12 protein-coding genes are annotated in these 13,708 nt (G+C 71.9%); all 12 read left to right on the top strand.

Going from position 1 to position 13,708, the window contains the following annotated elements; genetic code table 11:
- Positions 1 to 1,035: an aspartate carbamoyltransferase catalytic subunit gene (locus ACFXKZ_RS42435; protein ID WP_380010152.1), complete on the top strand. Its 1,035-nt coding sequence runs from the start codon at positions 1 to 3 to the stop codon at positions 1,033 to 1,035.
- Complete coding sequence (locus ACFXKZ_RS42430; protein ID WP_380010149.1) at positions 1,032 to 2,318, top strand: dihydroorotase; 1,287 nt, start codon at positions 1,032 to 1,034, stop codon at positions 2,316 to 2,318. The genes ACFXKZ_RS42435 and ACFXKZ_RS42430 overlap by 4 nt, the downstream gene beginning before the upstream one ends.
- Complete coding sequence (locus tag ACFXKZ_RS42425; RefSeq protein WP_380010146.1) at positions 2,315 to 2,938, top strand: hypothetical protein; 624 nt, start codon at positions 2,315 to 2,317, stop codon at positions 2,936 to 2,938. Before ACFXKZ_RS42430 ends, ACFXKZ_RS42425 begins: the two co-directional genes overlap by 4 nt.
- 5 nt (positions 2,939 to 2,943) lie before the next feature.
- Entirely contained in the window at positions 2,944 to 4,077 is a 1,134-nt protein-coding gene (gene carA / locus ACFXKZ_RS42420) for a glutamine-hydrolyzing carbamoyl-phosphate synthase small subunit (protein WP_380010410.1), read from the top strand.
- Positions 4,070 to 7,381, top strand: a complete 3,312-nt coding sequence (gene carB, locus ACFXKZ_RS42415) for a carbamoyl-phosphate synthase large subunit (protein ID WP_380010143.1) — start codon at positions 4,070 to 4,072, stop codon at positions 7,379 to 7,381. Before carA ends, carB begins: the two co-directional genes overlap by 8 nt.
- Positions 7,382 to 7,389: 8 nt before the next feature.
- Complete coding sequence (locus ACFXKZ_RS42410; RefSeq protein WP_380010140.1) at positions 7,390 to 8,241, top strand: dihydroorotate dehydrogenase electron transfer subunit; 852 nt, start codon at positions 7,390 to 7,392, stop codon at positions 8,239 to 8,241.
- Positions 8,241 to 9,278, top strand: a complete 1,038-nt coding sequence (locus ACFXKZ_RS42405) for a dihydroorotate dehydrogenase (protein ID WP_380010137.1) — start codon at positions 8,241 to 8,243, stop codon at positions 9,276 to 9,278. Before ACFXKZ_RS42410 ends, ACFXKZ_RS42405 begins: the two co-directional genes overlap by 1 nt.
- Before the next feature lie 148 nt (positions 9,279 to 9,426).
- Positions 9,427 to 10,122 carry an orotidine-5'-phosphate decarboxylase gene (gene pyrF / locus ACFXKZ_RS42400; protein WP_380010134.1) on the top strand — a complete coding sequence of 232 codons (696 nt, stop codon included), beginning with the start codon at positions 9,427 to 9,429 and terminating at the stop codon, positions 10,120 to 10,122.
- A gap of 1,139 nt (positions 10,123 to 11,261) precedes the next feature.
- The gene (gene mihF, locus ACFXKZ_RS42395) at positions 11,262 to 11,585 is read left to right on the top strand and encodes an integration host factor, actinobacterial type (protein WP_026218483.1); all 324 of its coding nucleotides are present in this window, start codon (positions 11,262 to 11,264) and stop codon (positions 11,583 to 11,585) included.
- A 28-nt stretch (positions 11,586 to 11,613) separates the two neighbouring features.
- Complete coding sequence (gene gmk / locus ACFXKZ_RS42390; RefSeq protein WP_380010407.1) at positions 11,614 to 12,171, top strand: guanylate kinase; 558 nt, start codon at positions 11,614 to 11,616, stop codon at positions 12,169 to 12,171.
- 91 nt (positions 12,172 to 12,262) lie between these two features.
- Complete coding sequence (rpoZ, locus tag ACFXKZ_RS42385) at positions 12,263 to 12,526, top strand: DNA-directed RNA polymerase subunit omega (protein ID WP_020551792.1); 264 nt, start codon at positions 12,263 to 12,265, stop codon at positions 12,524 to 12,526.
- Positions 12,527 to 12,628: 102 nt separating this feature from the next.
- Positions 12,629 to 13,687: a TIGR03617 family F420-dependent LLM class oxidoreductase gene (locus ACFXKZ_RS42380; RefSeq protein ID WP_380010131.1), complete on the top strand. Its 1,059-nt coding sequence runs from the start codon at positions 12,629 to 12,631 to the stop codon at positions 13,685 to 13,687.
- Positions 13,688 to 13,708: the final 21 nt, after the last annotated feature.

Raw genomic sequence — 13,708 nt, 5'->3', positions numbered from 1 at the left:
GTGAAGCGCCACCTGATCTCGGCCGCGGACCTCACCCGCGACGACGCCATCCTGATCCTCGACACCGCCGAAGAACTCGCGCACATCGCCGAGCGGCCGATCAAGAAGCTGCCGACGCTGCGCGGCCGCACCGTGGTCAACCTGTTCTTCGAGGACTCCACCCGCACCCGGATCTCCTTCGAGGCCGCCGCCAAGCGCCTGTCCGCCGACGTGATCAACTTCTCCGCCAAGGGCTCCTCGGTCTCCAAGGGCGAATCGCTCAAGGACACCGCGCTGACCCTGCAGGCGATGGGCGCCGACGCGGTCGTCATCCGCCACCACGCCTCCGGCGCGCCGCACCGCCTGGCCGGCTCCGGCTGGCTGCGCGGCTCGGTGGTCAACGCCGGCGACGGCACCCACGAGCACCCCACCCAGGCCCTGCTCGACGCGTTCACCATGCGCCGCAGGCTGGCCGGCGGCCGGGGCGACCTCGAAGGCCGCCGGATCACCCTCGTGGGCGACGTCCTGCACAGCCGCGTGGCCCGCTCCAACGTGCTCCTGCTGGCCACCCTCGGCGCCGAGGTCACCCTCGTCGCGCCGCCCACGCTGCTCCCGATCGGCGTGGAGACCTGGCCCTGCACGGTGTCCTACGACCTGGACGCGCCGCTGCCCAAGTCCGACGCGGTGATGATGCTGCGCGTGCAGCGCGAGCGGATGAACGCCGCGTTCTTCCCCACCGAGCGCGAATACTCCCGCCGCTACGGCCTGGACCTGCGCCGCATGGCGATGCTCCCCGAGCACGCCATCGTGATGCACCCCGGCCCGATGAACCGCGGCATGGAGATCGCCGCCGAGGTCGCCGACTCGACCCGCTCGACCATCGTCGAGCAGGTCACCAACGGCGTCAGCGTGCGCATGGCGGTCCTGTACCTGCTCCTGGGCGGCAACGAACCCGCCCAGAGCACCCCCAGCAGCGTCACCGCAAGCACCCCCAGCACCCCCGGCGCCGCGAGCGCGTCGAACGGCGGCACCGGCACCGAGGAGATCGCGCAGTGAGCACCTACCTGATCAAGGACGCCAAGGTCCTCGGCGGCGACGCGCAGGACGTGCTCATCCGCGACGGCCTGATCGCCGGGATCGGCGCCGGCCTCACCGCCGAGGGCGCCACCGTCGTCGAGGCCGCCGGGCAGATCCTCCTGCCGGGCCTGGTCGACCTGCACACCCACCTGCGCGAGCCCGGCCGCGAGGATGCCGAGACGGTGGCCACCGGCGCGAACGCCGCGGCCCTGGGCGGCTTCACCGCGGTGCACGCAATGGCCAACACCGACCCCGTCGCGGACACCGCCGGCACCGTCGAGCAGGTCTGGCGGCTGGGCCAGGAGAGCGGCCGGTGCGACGTGCACCCGGTCGGCGCGGTCACCGTCGGCCTGGAGGGCAAGCGCCTGGCCGAACTCGGCGCGATGGCCGACTCCGCCGCCCGCGTGCGGGTGTTCTCCGACGACGGCAAGTGCGTCGACGACGCGGTCATCATGCGCCGCGCCCTGGAGTACGTGAAGGCGTTCGACGGCGTGGTCGCCCAGCACGCGCAGGAGCCCCGGCTGACCGAGGGCGCCCAGATGAACGAGGGCACCGTCTCCGGCGAACTGGGCCTGCGCGGCTGGCCCGCCGTCGCCGAGGAGTCGATCATCGCCCGCGACGTGCTGCTCACCGCGCACGTCGGCTCGCGCCTGCACGTGTGCCACGTCTCCACCGCCGGCTCCGTGGAGATCCTGCGCTGGGCCAAGTCCAAGGGCTGGAACGTCACCGCCGAGGTCACCCCCCACCACCTGCTGCTCACCGACGAACTCGTGCGCAGCTACGACCCGGTCTACAAGGTCAACCCGCCGCTGCGCACCGCCGCCGACGTCACCGCGCTGCGCGAGGCCCTCGCCGACGGCACGATCGATGCGGTCGCCACCGACCACGCCCCGCACCCCAGCGAGGACAAGGACTGCGAGTGGGCGGTCGCCGCGATGGGCATGCTCGGCCTGGAGACGGCGCTGTCGATCGTGCAGGAGACCATGGTCGACACCGGCCTGCTCGACTGGGCGGGCGTGGCCGACCGCATGTCCACCCGCCCCGCCGACATCGGCCGGCTCGACGGACACGGTCGCCCGATCGCCGTCGGCGAGCCCGCCAACCTGGTGCTGGTCGACCCGGGCGCACGGCGTACGGTCGAACCGTCCGAACTCGCCTCGCGCAGCCGTAACACCCCCTATGCCGGCCTGGTCCTGCCCGGCAAGGTGGTCGCCACGTTCCTGCGCGGCGTACCCACGGTGATCGACGGGAAGCTCGCGTGACCTCAGGCAACGCCCACCACGACCTGCTGCTGCTCGCCGCCGACCGCAAGTCGGCGGAGGTGACCGACTGGGGCGGTCGCATCCTTTGGATCGGCATCTGCCTCGTCTTCGTCCTCGGCATCTACCTGCTGATGTGGCGCGCTTGGAAGAAGCGCGGTCAACGCCAGGCCGCGCTCCCCGAACTGCACACCGCGCCCGAGTCCGGCGCCGCGCCGCTGCTGCCGCCGCTGGTCGGCCGCTACTTCGGCAGCACCACGGCCGGCGACTGGCTGGACCGGGTCGTCGCACACGGCCTGGGCACCCGCAGCCCGGTCGAGCTGACCCTGCGCGCCGACGGCCTGGTGGTCGAGCGACCCGCCGCGACCGACTTCTTCGTCCCCGCCGCCGCGCTCACCGGTGTGCGGCACGAGAAGGGCATCGCCGGGAAGGTGCTGCCCGAGGGCGGTCTGCTGGTGATCACCTGGACGCACGGCGACACCACGCTCGACTCCGGCTTTCGCGGCGACCACCCCGACGACCACGACGCGTGGATCGAGACCATCACCCGGCTGATCGCCGGGGATCCGCCGGCGACCGCCGGCACGGCTGTAATGAACCACCAGGAAGGATCGGTCACGTGACCGCAATGACCGGACGGGCCACGACGCCTGCGGTGCTCGTCCTCGAGGACGGACGCACATTCCGCGGCAGCGCCTACGGCGCGGTGGGGGAGACGTTCGGCGAGGCGGTGTTCTCCACCGGCATGTCGGGCTACCAGGAGACCCTGACCGACCCCTCGTACCACCGCCAGGTCGTGGTGATGACCGCCCCGCACGTCGGCAACACCGGCGTCAACGACGACGACCCCGAGTCGTCGCGCATCTGGGTCTCCGGCTACGTCGTTCGCGACCCCGCCCGGGTGCCCTCCAACCACCGCTCGCGCCGCTCGCTCGACGACGAACTGACGCGCTACGGCGTGGTCGGCATCAGCGGTGTCGACACCCGCGCGCTGACCCGGCACCTGCGCGAACGCGGCGCGATGCGGGTCGGCATCTTCTCCGGCGACGCCGCGCACGCCGACGAGGCCGCACTCCTCGAGCGGGTGCGCACCAGCCCCGAGATGGCCGGCGCCGACCTCGCCGAACAGGTCAGCACCGACGCCGCCTACGTGGTCCCCGCGATCGGCGCCAAGCGCTTCACCGTCGCCGCGCTCGACCTGGGCATCAAGGGCATGACCCCGCACCGGATGGCCGAGCGCGGCATCGAGGTGCACGTGCTGCCCGCGACCGCGACGCTGGAGGAGGTCAACGCCGTCGCCCCCGACGGGGTGTTCTTCTCCAACGGCCCCGGCGACCCGGCCACCGCCACCCACCAGATCGAGCTGCTGCGCGCGGTCCTGGACCAGGGCACCCCGTTCTTCGGGATCTGCTTCGGCAACCAGCTGCTCGGGCGCGCGCTCGGCTTCGGCACCTACAAGCTCAAGTACGGCCACCGCGGCATCAACCAGCCCGTGCAGGACCGCACGACCGGCAAGGTCGAGGTCACCGCGCACAACCACGGCTTCGCCGTGGACGCGCCGCTGGACACCGTCTCGGACACCCCGTACGGGCGCGCCGAGGTCAGCCACGTGTGCCTCAACGACGACGTGGTCGAGGGCCTGCGGCTGCTCGACCGGCCCGCGTTCAGCGTGCAGTACCACCCGGAGGCCGCGGCCGGACCGCACGACTCCGCCTACCTGTTCGACCGTTTCGTCACGCTGATGGAGACCAAGAGTGCCTAAGCGCAACGACCTGAAGTCCGTCCTGGTCGTCGGCTCGGGCCCGATCGTCATCGGCCAGGCCGCCGAGTTCGACTACTCCGGCACCCAGGCGTGCCGCATCCTCAAGGCCGAGGGCCTGCGGGTGATCCTGGTCAACTCCAACCCGGCCACGATCATGACCGACCCGGAGATCGCCGACGCGACCTACGTCGAGCCGATCACCCCCGAGTTCGTCGAGAAGATCATCGCCAAGGAGCGCCCCGACGCACTGCTGCCCACCCTCGGCGGGCAGACCGCGCTCAACATCGCGGTCTCGCTCAGCGAGAACGGCGTGCTGGAGAAGTACAACGTCGAACTGATCGGCGCCAACCTCGACTCGATCCAAAAGGGCGAGGACCGCGACCTGTTCAAGGGTGTGGTCGAGCGGGTGCGGGAGAAGATCGGACACGGCGAGTCGGCCCGCTCGGTGATCTGCCACTCGATGGAGGACGTACTCGCGGGCGTGGACACCCTCGGCGGCTACCCCGTCGTGGTGCGCCCCTCCTTCACCATGGGCGGCGCCGGCTCCGGCTTCGCGCACGACGAGGACGACCTGCGCCGGATCGCCGGCCAGGGCCTGACCCTGTCGCCGACCACCGAGGTGCTCCTGGAGGAGTCCATCCTCGGCTGGAAGGAATACGAGCTGGAGCTGATGCGCGACAAGCACGACAACGTCGTGGTCGTCTGCTCCATCGAGAACTTCGACCCGATGGGCGTGCACACCGGCGACTCGATCACCGTGGCGCCGGCGATGACGCTCACCGACCGCGAGTACCAGAACCTGCGCGACATCGGCATCGCGGTCATCCGCGAGGTCGGCGTGGACACCGGCGGCTGCAACATCCAGTTCGCGGTCAACCCGGACGACGGCCGGGTGATCGTCATCGAGATGAACCCGCGCGTCTCCCGCTCCTCGGCGCTGGCCTCCAAGGCGACCGGCTTCCCGATCGCCAAGATCGCCGCCCGCCTCGCCATCGGCTACACGCTCGACGAGATCCCCAACGACATCACCAAGGAGACCCCGGCCAGCTTCGAGCCCACGCTCGACTACGTCGTGGTCAAGGTCCCGCGCTTCGCCTTCGAGAAGTTCCCGGCCGCCGACGACCGCCTGACCACGACCATGAAGTCGGTCGGCGAGGCGATGGCGATCGGCCGCAACTTCACCGAGGCGCTGAACAAGGCGCTGCGCTCGCTGGAGAAGAAGGGCTCGCAGTTCGACTTCGTCTCCGAGGTCGGCGCCAAGGACGAGCTGCTGGTCGCCGCCGAGAAGCCCACCGACGGCCGGATCAACGTGGTCATGGACGCCATCCGGGCCGGCGCCACGCCCGAGGAGCTGTTCGAGGCGACCCGGATCGACCCGTGGTTCCTGGACCAGATGTACCTGATCCACGAGATCGCCGGCGAGGTCCGCGACGCGGCGGAGCTCACCCCCGAGGTGCTGCGCCTGGCCAAGCGGCACGGCCTGTCCGACGGGCAGATCGCGGCGATCCGCGGGATGCGCGAGGAGGTCGTGCGCGAGGTGCGCCAGGCACTCGGCGTGCGGCCGGTGTACAAGACCGTGGACACCTGCGCCGCCGAGTTCGCCGCCCGCACCCCGTACCACTACTCGTCCTACGACGAGGAGACGGAGGTCGCGCCGCGCACCAAGCCGGCCGTGATCATCCTCGGCTCCGGGCCCAACCGCATCGGGCAGGGCATCGAGTTCGACTACTCGTGCGTGCACGCCGCGTTTGCGCTGCACGACGCGGGCTACGAGACCGTGATGGTCAACTGCAACCCGGAGACCGTCTCCACCGACTACGACACCTCCGACCGGCTCTACTTCGAGCCGCTCACCCTGGAGGACGTGCTGGAGATCGTGTACGCCGAGACCCAGGCCGGACCGGTCGCGGGCGTGCTCGTCCAGCTCGGCGGGCAGACCCCGCTGGGCCTGGCGCAAAAGCTCAAGGACGCGGGCGTGCCGATCGTGGGCACCTCGCCCGAGGCGATCCACCTCGCCGAGGAGCGCGGCGCGTTCGGCCGGGTGCTGGCCGAGGCCGGACTGCTCGCGCCCAAGCACGGCACCGCGTTCTCCTTCGGCGAGGCCAGCGCCATCGCCGCCGAGATCGGCTACCCGGTGCTGGTGCGCCCCTCGTACGTGCTCGGTGGGCGCGGCATGGAGATCGTCTACGACGAACCCTCCCTGGCGACCTACCTGGAACAGAACGCCGGCCTGGTCAGCGAGCACCCGGTCCTGGTCGACCGTTTCCTCGACGACGCCATCGAGATCGACGTGGACGCGCTCTACGACGGCGAGGACCTGTACCTCGGCGGCGTGATGGAGCACATCGAGGAGGCCGGCATCCACTCCGGCGACTCGGCCTGCGCGCTGCCGCCGATCACGCTGGGCGCGCACGACATAAAGCGACTGCGCGCCGCCACCCTGGGCATCGCGCACGGCGTCGGGGTCCGCGGCCTGATCAACATCCAGTTCGCGCTCTCCGGCGACATCCTCTACGTCCTGGAGGCCAACCCGCGCGCCTCGCGGACCGTGCCGTTCGTGTCCAAGGCCACCGCCGTGCCGCTGGCCAAGGCCGCCGCGCGCGTCTCGCTCGGCGCCACGATTGCCGAACTGCGCGCCGAGGGCCTGCTCCCGGCCGAGGGCGACGGCGGCACGCTGCCGATGGACGCGCCGATCGCGGTCAAGGAGGCGGTCCTGCCCTGGAACCGCTTCCGCGACACCAAGGGCCGCGGCGTGGACACCGTGCTCAGCCCCGAGATGCGCTCCACCGGCGAGGTGATGGGCATCGACGCGGTGTTCGGCACCGCCTACGCCAAGTCCCAGGCCGGCGCGTACGGTTCGCTGCCGCTCACGGGGCGCGCGTTCGTGTCCTTCGCCAACCGGGACAAGCGCTCGATGGTGTTCCCGGTCAAGGCCATGCATGACATGGGCTTCGAGATCCTGGCCACCGAGGGCACTGCCGAGGTGCTGCGCCGCAACGGCGTGCCCGCCACCGCGGTGCGCAAGCACAGCGAGGGCCCGGGCCCGGCCGGCGAGCGCACCATCGTGCAGCTGATCCACGACGGCGACGTCGAGCTGATCGTCAACACCCCGTTCGGCACGGGCGGTCGACTCGACGGCTACGAGATCCGCACCGCCGCGGTCACCCGGGGCATCCCCAGCATCACCACGGTGCAGGGCTTCGCCGCGGCGGTCCAGGGCATCCAGTCGCTGATCGCGGGCGACATCGGGGTCCGCTCGCTCCAGGAGCACGCCGACCACATCACGTCCCACCGAAAGGGCTGACGACACCGATGGCACTTCCCCTGCAGGTGCAGGCGGAGATCGTCGGCCGCGAACCCGCGGGCGCGTACCACCGCCTGGTGCTGCGCGCCCCCGGGATCGCCGCCCGCGTCGAACCCGGTCACTTCGTCGCCGTGGCGATCGGCGGCGTGGACTCGGCGATGCTGCTGCGCCGCGCGTTCTCCATCCACCGGGCCGACCCGGCCGCCGAGACCATCGACGTGGTCTTCGCCGAGGCCGGGCGCGGCACCCGCGAGTTGGCCCGGCTTCGGGTGGGCGACAGCGTGAACGTGGTCGCGCCGCTGGGCACGCCGTTCCCGCTGCCGGCCGAGCCGGTCAGCGCGGTGATGGTGGCCGGCGGCTACGGCAGCGCGCCGATGTTCGCGCTCGCCGAGCGGATCGTCGCCGACGGCGGCTCGGTCGCCTTCGTGCTCGGCGCGGCGACGGCGGAGCGGCTGTACGGCGTGGACCAGGCGCAGGCGATCACCGAGGACGTGGTGGTCACCACCGACGACGGCTCGGAGGGTGTGCGCGGCTTCGTCACCGGGCCGCTGCCCGAGGTGCTGACCGCGGTGGAGGCCGACGTCGTCTACGCGTGCGGGCCGATGGGCATGCTGCGCGCGGTCACCGAGGTGGCGGGCGCGCACGACGCGCGCGTGTTCACCGCGGTCGAGGAGTCGATGGCGTGCGGCGTCGGGGTATGCATGACGTGCGTGCTCCCGGTGGTCGGCGACGACGGCGTCAGCCGGTTCGTCCGCTCGTGTGTGGACGGCCCGTGCTTCGACGGCACCAAGGTGCGCTGGGACGACGCCGGCACGATTCCGGCGGACATCGAGGGCGCAGCGGCGATGGGAGCGCACTGATGACCGACGGCTACGGCGGTTTCGCCGACAATTTCGCCGACAACGAGGACGCGGGCGACTTCGACGACGCGCCGCCGTCCACGATCATGCTGCCGGGCGGCGGGATCGACCTGGCCACCCGGATCGGCTCCACGCTGCTGCCGAACCCGGTGACCACGGCCTCGGGCTGCGCCGGCTACGGCAAGGAGTTGGCCAAGTTCTTCGAGCCGGCCGCGATCGGCGCGGTGGTCACCAAGACGATCATGCCGTACCCGCGTTCGGGTCGGGCCACCCCGAGGATGGCCGAGACGCCGTCCGGGATGCTCAACTCGATCGGACTCCAGGGTCCCGGGATCGACGCCTTCGTCGAGCGCGACCTGCCGTGGCTGGCGGCGCGCGGCGGGCGCACGATCGTGTCCATCGCGGGCGGGCACGTGGACGACTTCGTGGCGCTGGCCGAGCGGCTCAAGGGCGCGCCCGGCGTGGTCGGCATCGAGGCCAACATCTCGTGTCCGAACGTGGCCAACCGCGGCCAGGTGTTCGCCTGCAACCCGGCCACGTCCTACGACGTGATCCGGGCGGTCCGCGACGTGGCGGACCCGCAGGTGCCGGTGCTGGCCAAGCTCTCGCCGGACGTGACGTCGATCGTGGACATCGCCCGGGCGTGCGTCGAGGCGGGCGCCGACGGGCTGTCGATGATCAACACGCTGCTCGGCATGGCGATCGACCCGGACACGATGAAGCCGGTGCTCGCGGGCATCACCGGCGGGCTCTCCGGTCCGGCGGTGCGGCCGGTCGCGGTGCGCTGCGTCTACCAGGTGCACGCGGCGATGCTGGACGGGCAGATGGCGCAGGTGCCGATCGTGGGCATGGGCGGCATCCGCACCGGTCTGGACGCGCTGGAGTTCATCCTGGCCGGTGCGGCGGCCGTGTCGGTGGGCACGGTGATCTTCAACGATCCGTCCTCGCCGGTGCGGATCCTGGACGAGTTGCGGGCGGCGTTGATCGCCCGCGGTTTCGGATCGCTGGAGGCGGCGATCGGGTACGCGCACCGCTGAGCGCGAGACCTGGGCGGGGCGATGCCGGTACGGACGGGGTTCGTGCCGGCATCGCCGTGTCCGGGCCGGGGCGTGGTTCGTGTCCGGGCGCAGTGTGTCCGGGCCTGTGGGCGGACGAATTTTCGATGTCGAGGAGAGTGGGATTCCGATGAGCAACCTCGCACCCGTGGCGGTGGCCCTGGATGCCCCGGACCTGGACCGCGCGCTCGCGTGGGCCAAGGCCGCGGGCCCCTACGTGAGCACGGTCAAGGTCGGCCTTGAGGTCTTCCTGCGCGACGGCGCGGACGCGGTCTCGGGCGCCCGGGAGGCCAGCGGCGGCCGGGACGTGTTCCTGGACCTGAAGCTGCACGACATCCCGAACACTGTGGCGGGCGCGGTGCGTTCGGTTGCCCGGCTGGCGCCGACCTACCTGACGGTGCATGCGAGCGGCGGGACGGCGATGATCCGGGCCGCGGCGGACGCGGCGCCCGAGGTGAACATCGTCGCGGTGACCGTGCTGACCTCGATGGCCGAGGCCGACCTGGCCGCGGTCGGGCTGGCCGGTCCCTCGATCGAGGCGGCCCGGCGGCTGGCCGGGCTCGCGGTCGCGGCGGGCGCCCGGGCGATCGTGTGTTCGCCGCGCGAGGTGGCGGCGGTGCGGGCCGAGGTGGGGGCCGGCATCGTGCTGATCACGCCGGGCGTACGGCCGGTCGGGGCGGCGCTCGGCGACCAGAGTCGGGTGGCCACGCCGGAGCAGGCGTTGGCGGACGGCGCGGACCTGCTGGTGATCGGCCGGCCGATCACCGGCGCGGCGGACGTCGCCGAGGCGGCGCGCACGATCGCGACGGGCCTGGCCGCGCGATAGCGGCGTGGCGGGGCGGCGGAGGCCGCGGCGACCAGCCCCGTTCGTCCCGCTTGTCGCACTCGTCGCCCCCTACCGGCGCCCGGTGGACACGGCGCGAACGTGGGATGGCCCACGGATGCCACTGGGACGGCCGTGCGGAGCCCGCCCACCCCTCCGGGCCCCGGGCCACCGAACCCGGCCACCGGGCCCCCGAGGGCCGCCCCGAACGGCTGCGGCGGCCGAGCACGCCCGCCTCGACGCGAAGCACCCCCGCGCCGCCCTGCGCCCGGCCGCGCCGCCGCCTGCCGTCCGCCCCGCCCGTATCGACGCTCGCCGTCCGCGCCGACCGGTTCCGTCTGCGCCGTCCTGCTCCGCCTGCGCCGCTCCTGTTCGCGCCGATCCGTCCGCGCGGGCCCGCGTCGACACCCGCCGCCCTGCGCCCGGCCGCGCCGCCGCGCGCCGGCCGCCCCGCCCGTATCGACGCTCGCCGTCCGCGCTGCCCGCCGCCCGCGTCGGCGCCCGCCGTCCGTGCCGACCGGCTCTGTCTGCGCCGACCTGCTCCGCCTGCGCCGCTCCTGTTCGCGCCGATCGGTCCGCGCGGGCCCGCGTCGACGCCTGCCGCCTGCGCCGGCCGTGCCGACCGGCCCCGTCTTCTCCCTTCGCGCCGCCCCGCTCCCGACCCCCGTCCATGCCGACCGGCCCCGTCCCCGCCGTCCTGCTCCCACCGCGCCCGCCGCGCCGTCCCGCTCGCGCGTCGGTCGCGTCGGTCCGCTTCCGCTGCGCCGACCGGCTCCGTGTGCGCCGATCGCGTTGACCCGCTTCGGGCCGACCGGCCGGACGGCTCGTCGGTTGCATGGGGTCGATGGTGGTGCCGTAGCGCAAGGGTGGCGGGAGGGGGTGCGAGGGTGTGGATGTGCTTCCCGGCGGCCCCGGATTCGTTCGACGCTCCGTCAGGTTTGGGTTTTGGTGCAGGTAGCCGGGCTTTTCCCATCGATTCGGGCGACGCAGACCGATTCGCCGACTAGGCTCCCTCGTGAGCCGGCCCGGTGGAGTGTCGCGCGTTGCCGCGGACGCTCTGACCAGCTAGGTTCCACTGTTTGTTGGTGGCCGTCCGAGCCGGGCGGCCTTGAGGATCGCAACGAAGTCCGAGGTGACACGGCGTGGCTCTCCCACCCCTGACCCCCGAAGAACGCGCGGATGCGCTCGCCAAAGCCGCTGCGGCTCGGCGGGAGCGCGCCGAGGTGAAGAACCGGCTCAAGAACTCCGGTGCTTCGCTCAGCGACGTCATCAAGGAGGGCAAGGACAATCCGGTCGTGGGCAAGATGAAGGTCTCCGCCCTCCTGGAATCCCTCCCCGGCGTCGGCAAGGTGCGCGCCAAGCAGCTCATGGAGAAGCTGAACATTTCCGAGACCCGGCGCGTCCGCGGTCTCGGCACGAACCAGATCGCAGCACTCGAACGGGAATTCGGTGGCTCCGCGTCCTGACGCGGGCGCCGGCAACGATCCCCGTACCGTGCACGGCACCCGTCGACTCATCGTGCTCTCCGGCCCCTCCGGGGTCGGCAAGAGCACGGTGGTCGCCGACCTGCGCCGCCGTCACCCCGAGGTTTGGCTGTCTGTGTCCGCGACCACACGTAGACCCCGTCCCGGGGAAACCGACGGTGTGGAGTACCACTTCACCGACGGCGATCAGTTCGACAAACTGATCGCCTCGGATGAATTGCTCGAATGGGCCGAATTCGCCGGGAACCGCTATGGAACCCCGCGACAGCCCGTGCTCGAACGGCTTGACGCCGATGTTCCGACCCTGCTGGAAATCGACCTGCAGGGCGCCCGGCAGGTGCGGCAGGCGATGCCCGAGGCACGCCTGGTGTTCCTCGCCCCGCCCTCGTGGGACGAACTGGTCCGCCGTCTGGTGGGCCGGGGGACCGAATCCCCCGAGGTCATCGAGCGGCGCCTGGCCGCCGCGAAGGTCGAGCTGGCCGCGGAATCCGAATTCGACATGACGCTCGTCAACACGTCCGTCGAAGACGTCGTACGCGAACTGCTAGCCTTGATGAACGTATCTTGATCGTTCGGGCTGCCCGGCAGTAGTCGCCAGACGGCACCAGGCAGCCCGACTTTCACCCACAGCTTTCACAGCTTTTCGAAGGGCCCCTGCCTTGTCAGCTTCTTCCACCGCACCCGAGGGCATCATCAACCCGCCCATCGACGAGCTTCTGGAGGCGACCGACTCCAAGTACAGCCTCGTCATCTACGCGGCGAAGCGTGCTCGGCAGATCAACGCCTACTACTCGCAGCTCGGCGAGGGCCTGCTGGAATACGTGGGTCCGCTCGTCGACACGCACGTGCACGAGAAGCCGCTGTCGATCGCGCTTCGCGAGATCAACTCGGGCATGCTGACCGCCGAGCCCATCGAGGGCTGAGCGCGTCACGCGACGCATCGCCGAGGGCTCGACGGGAAACCGTCGGGCCCTCGGCGTATTTCGGCCCGCACACGCGGGTGAGCCGGAGGATGGGGGAGCAGGGTGGACCGGATCGAGGGCGACACGCCGACGCCGCAGCCGAACCCGCGCCGACTGGCGGTGGACACCCTCCTGGACGCGCCGTTGGCCCGCGCCGGCGATCGGGCCCGGGAATTGCGCGAGGCCGGCTTCGACGGAGTCTTCACCTTCGAGGGCCCCAACGACGTCTTCCTGCCCCTGGTGCCCGCCGCCGCGGCGGGCGTGGACATCATGACCAACATCGCGGTGGCCTTCCCGCGCAGCCCGACCCACCTCGCGCACACCGCGTACGACCTGCACCTGGCCTCGCACGGCCGCTTCCGGCTCGGCCTGGGCACCCAGATCAAGGCGCACATCGAACGCCGCTACGGCGCCAAGTGGTCGCGCCCGGCGGCCCGGATGGCCGAGACGCTGCGCGCGGTGCGGGCGGTGCTCACCTGCTGGCAGCGGGAGACGCCGCTGGACTTCCACGGCGAGTTCTTCGACCTGACCCTGATGCCGCCGACGCTGCGCCCCGGGCCGAACCCGTACGGGCTGCCGCCGCTGCTCGCGGGCGGGGTGGGTCGGCGCATGATCACCACGGTCGCCGAGCACGCCGACGGGCTGCTCGTGCACCCGCTCAACACCGACCTGTTCGTGCGCGGCCCGCTCACCGACGCGGTGAACGACGGCTTGGTGTTGTCGCAGCGCACCCGCGAGCGGTTCTCGGTGATGCTCGACGTGATCGTCGCCGCCGGGCGCACCGAGGAGGAGATGCGCGCCGCGATCAAGGGCGCGCGGGCGATGGTCGCGTTCTACGCGTCCACGCCCGCCTATCGCCCGGTGCTCGACGTCGAGGGATACGGGGCGCTCCAGGTCGAACTGCACGCGCTGATCCGGGCCGGCCGCTGGTCGGACATTCCGCACGCGGTCGACGACACGCTGCTGAGCCGGGTGGTGGCGATCGGCGAACCCAAGGACGTCGCGGCCGAACTGGCCTCGCGCGCCTACGGGGTCGCCGATCGACTGGGCTTCTATCTGCCGTACCGGGCGGACCCGGCGTGTGTGTCGGAGGTCCTGGACGAACTGCGCGCCCGGACCTGAGCCGGACAAGGCACTACTACG

The organism is Embleya sp. NPDC059237 (assembly GCF_042754105.1).
In the GTDB taxonomy this organism is placed as follows: Bacteria; Actinomycetota; Actinomycetes; order Streptomycetales; family Streptomycetaceae; genus Embleya.
This window is presented reverse-complemented; position numbering and strand designations above follow the sequence as displayed.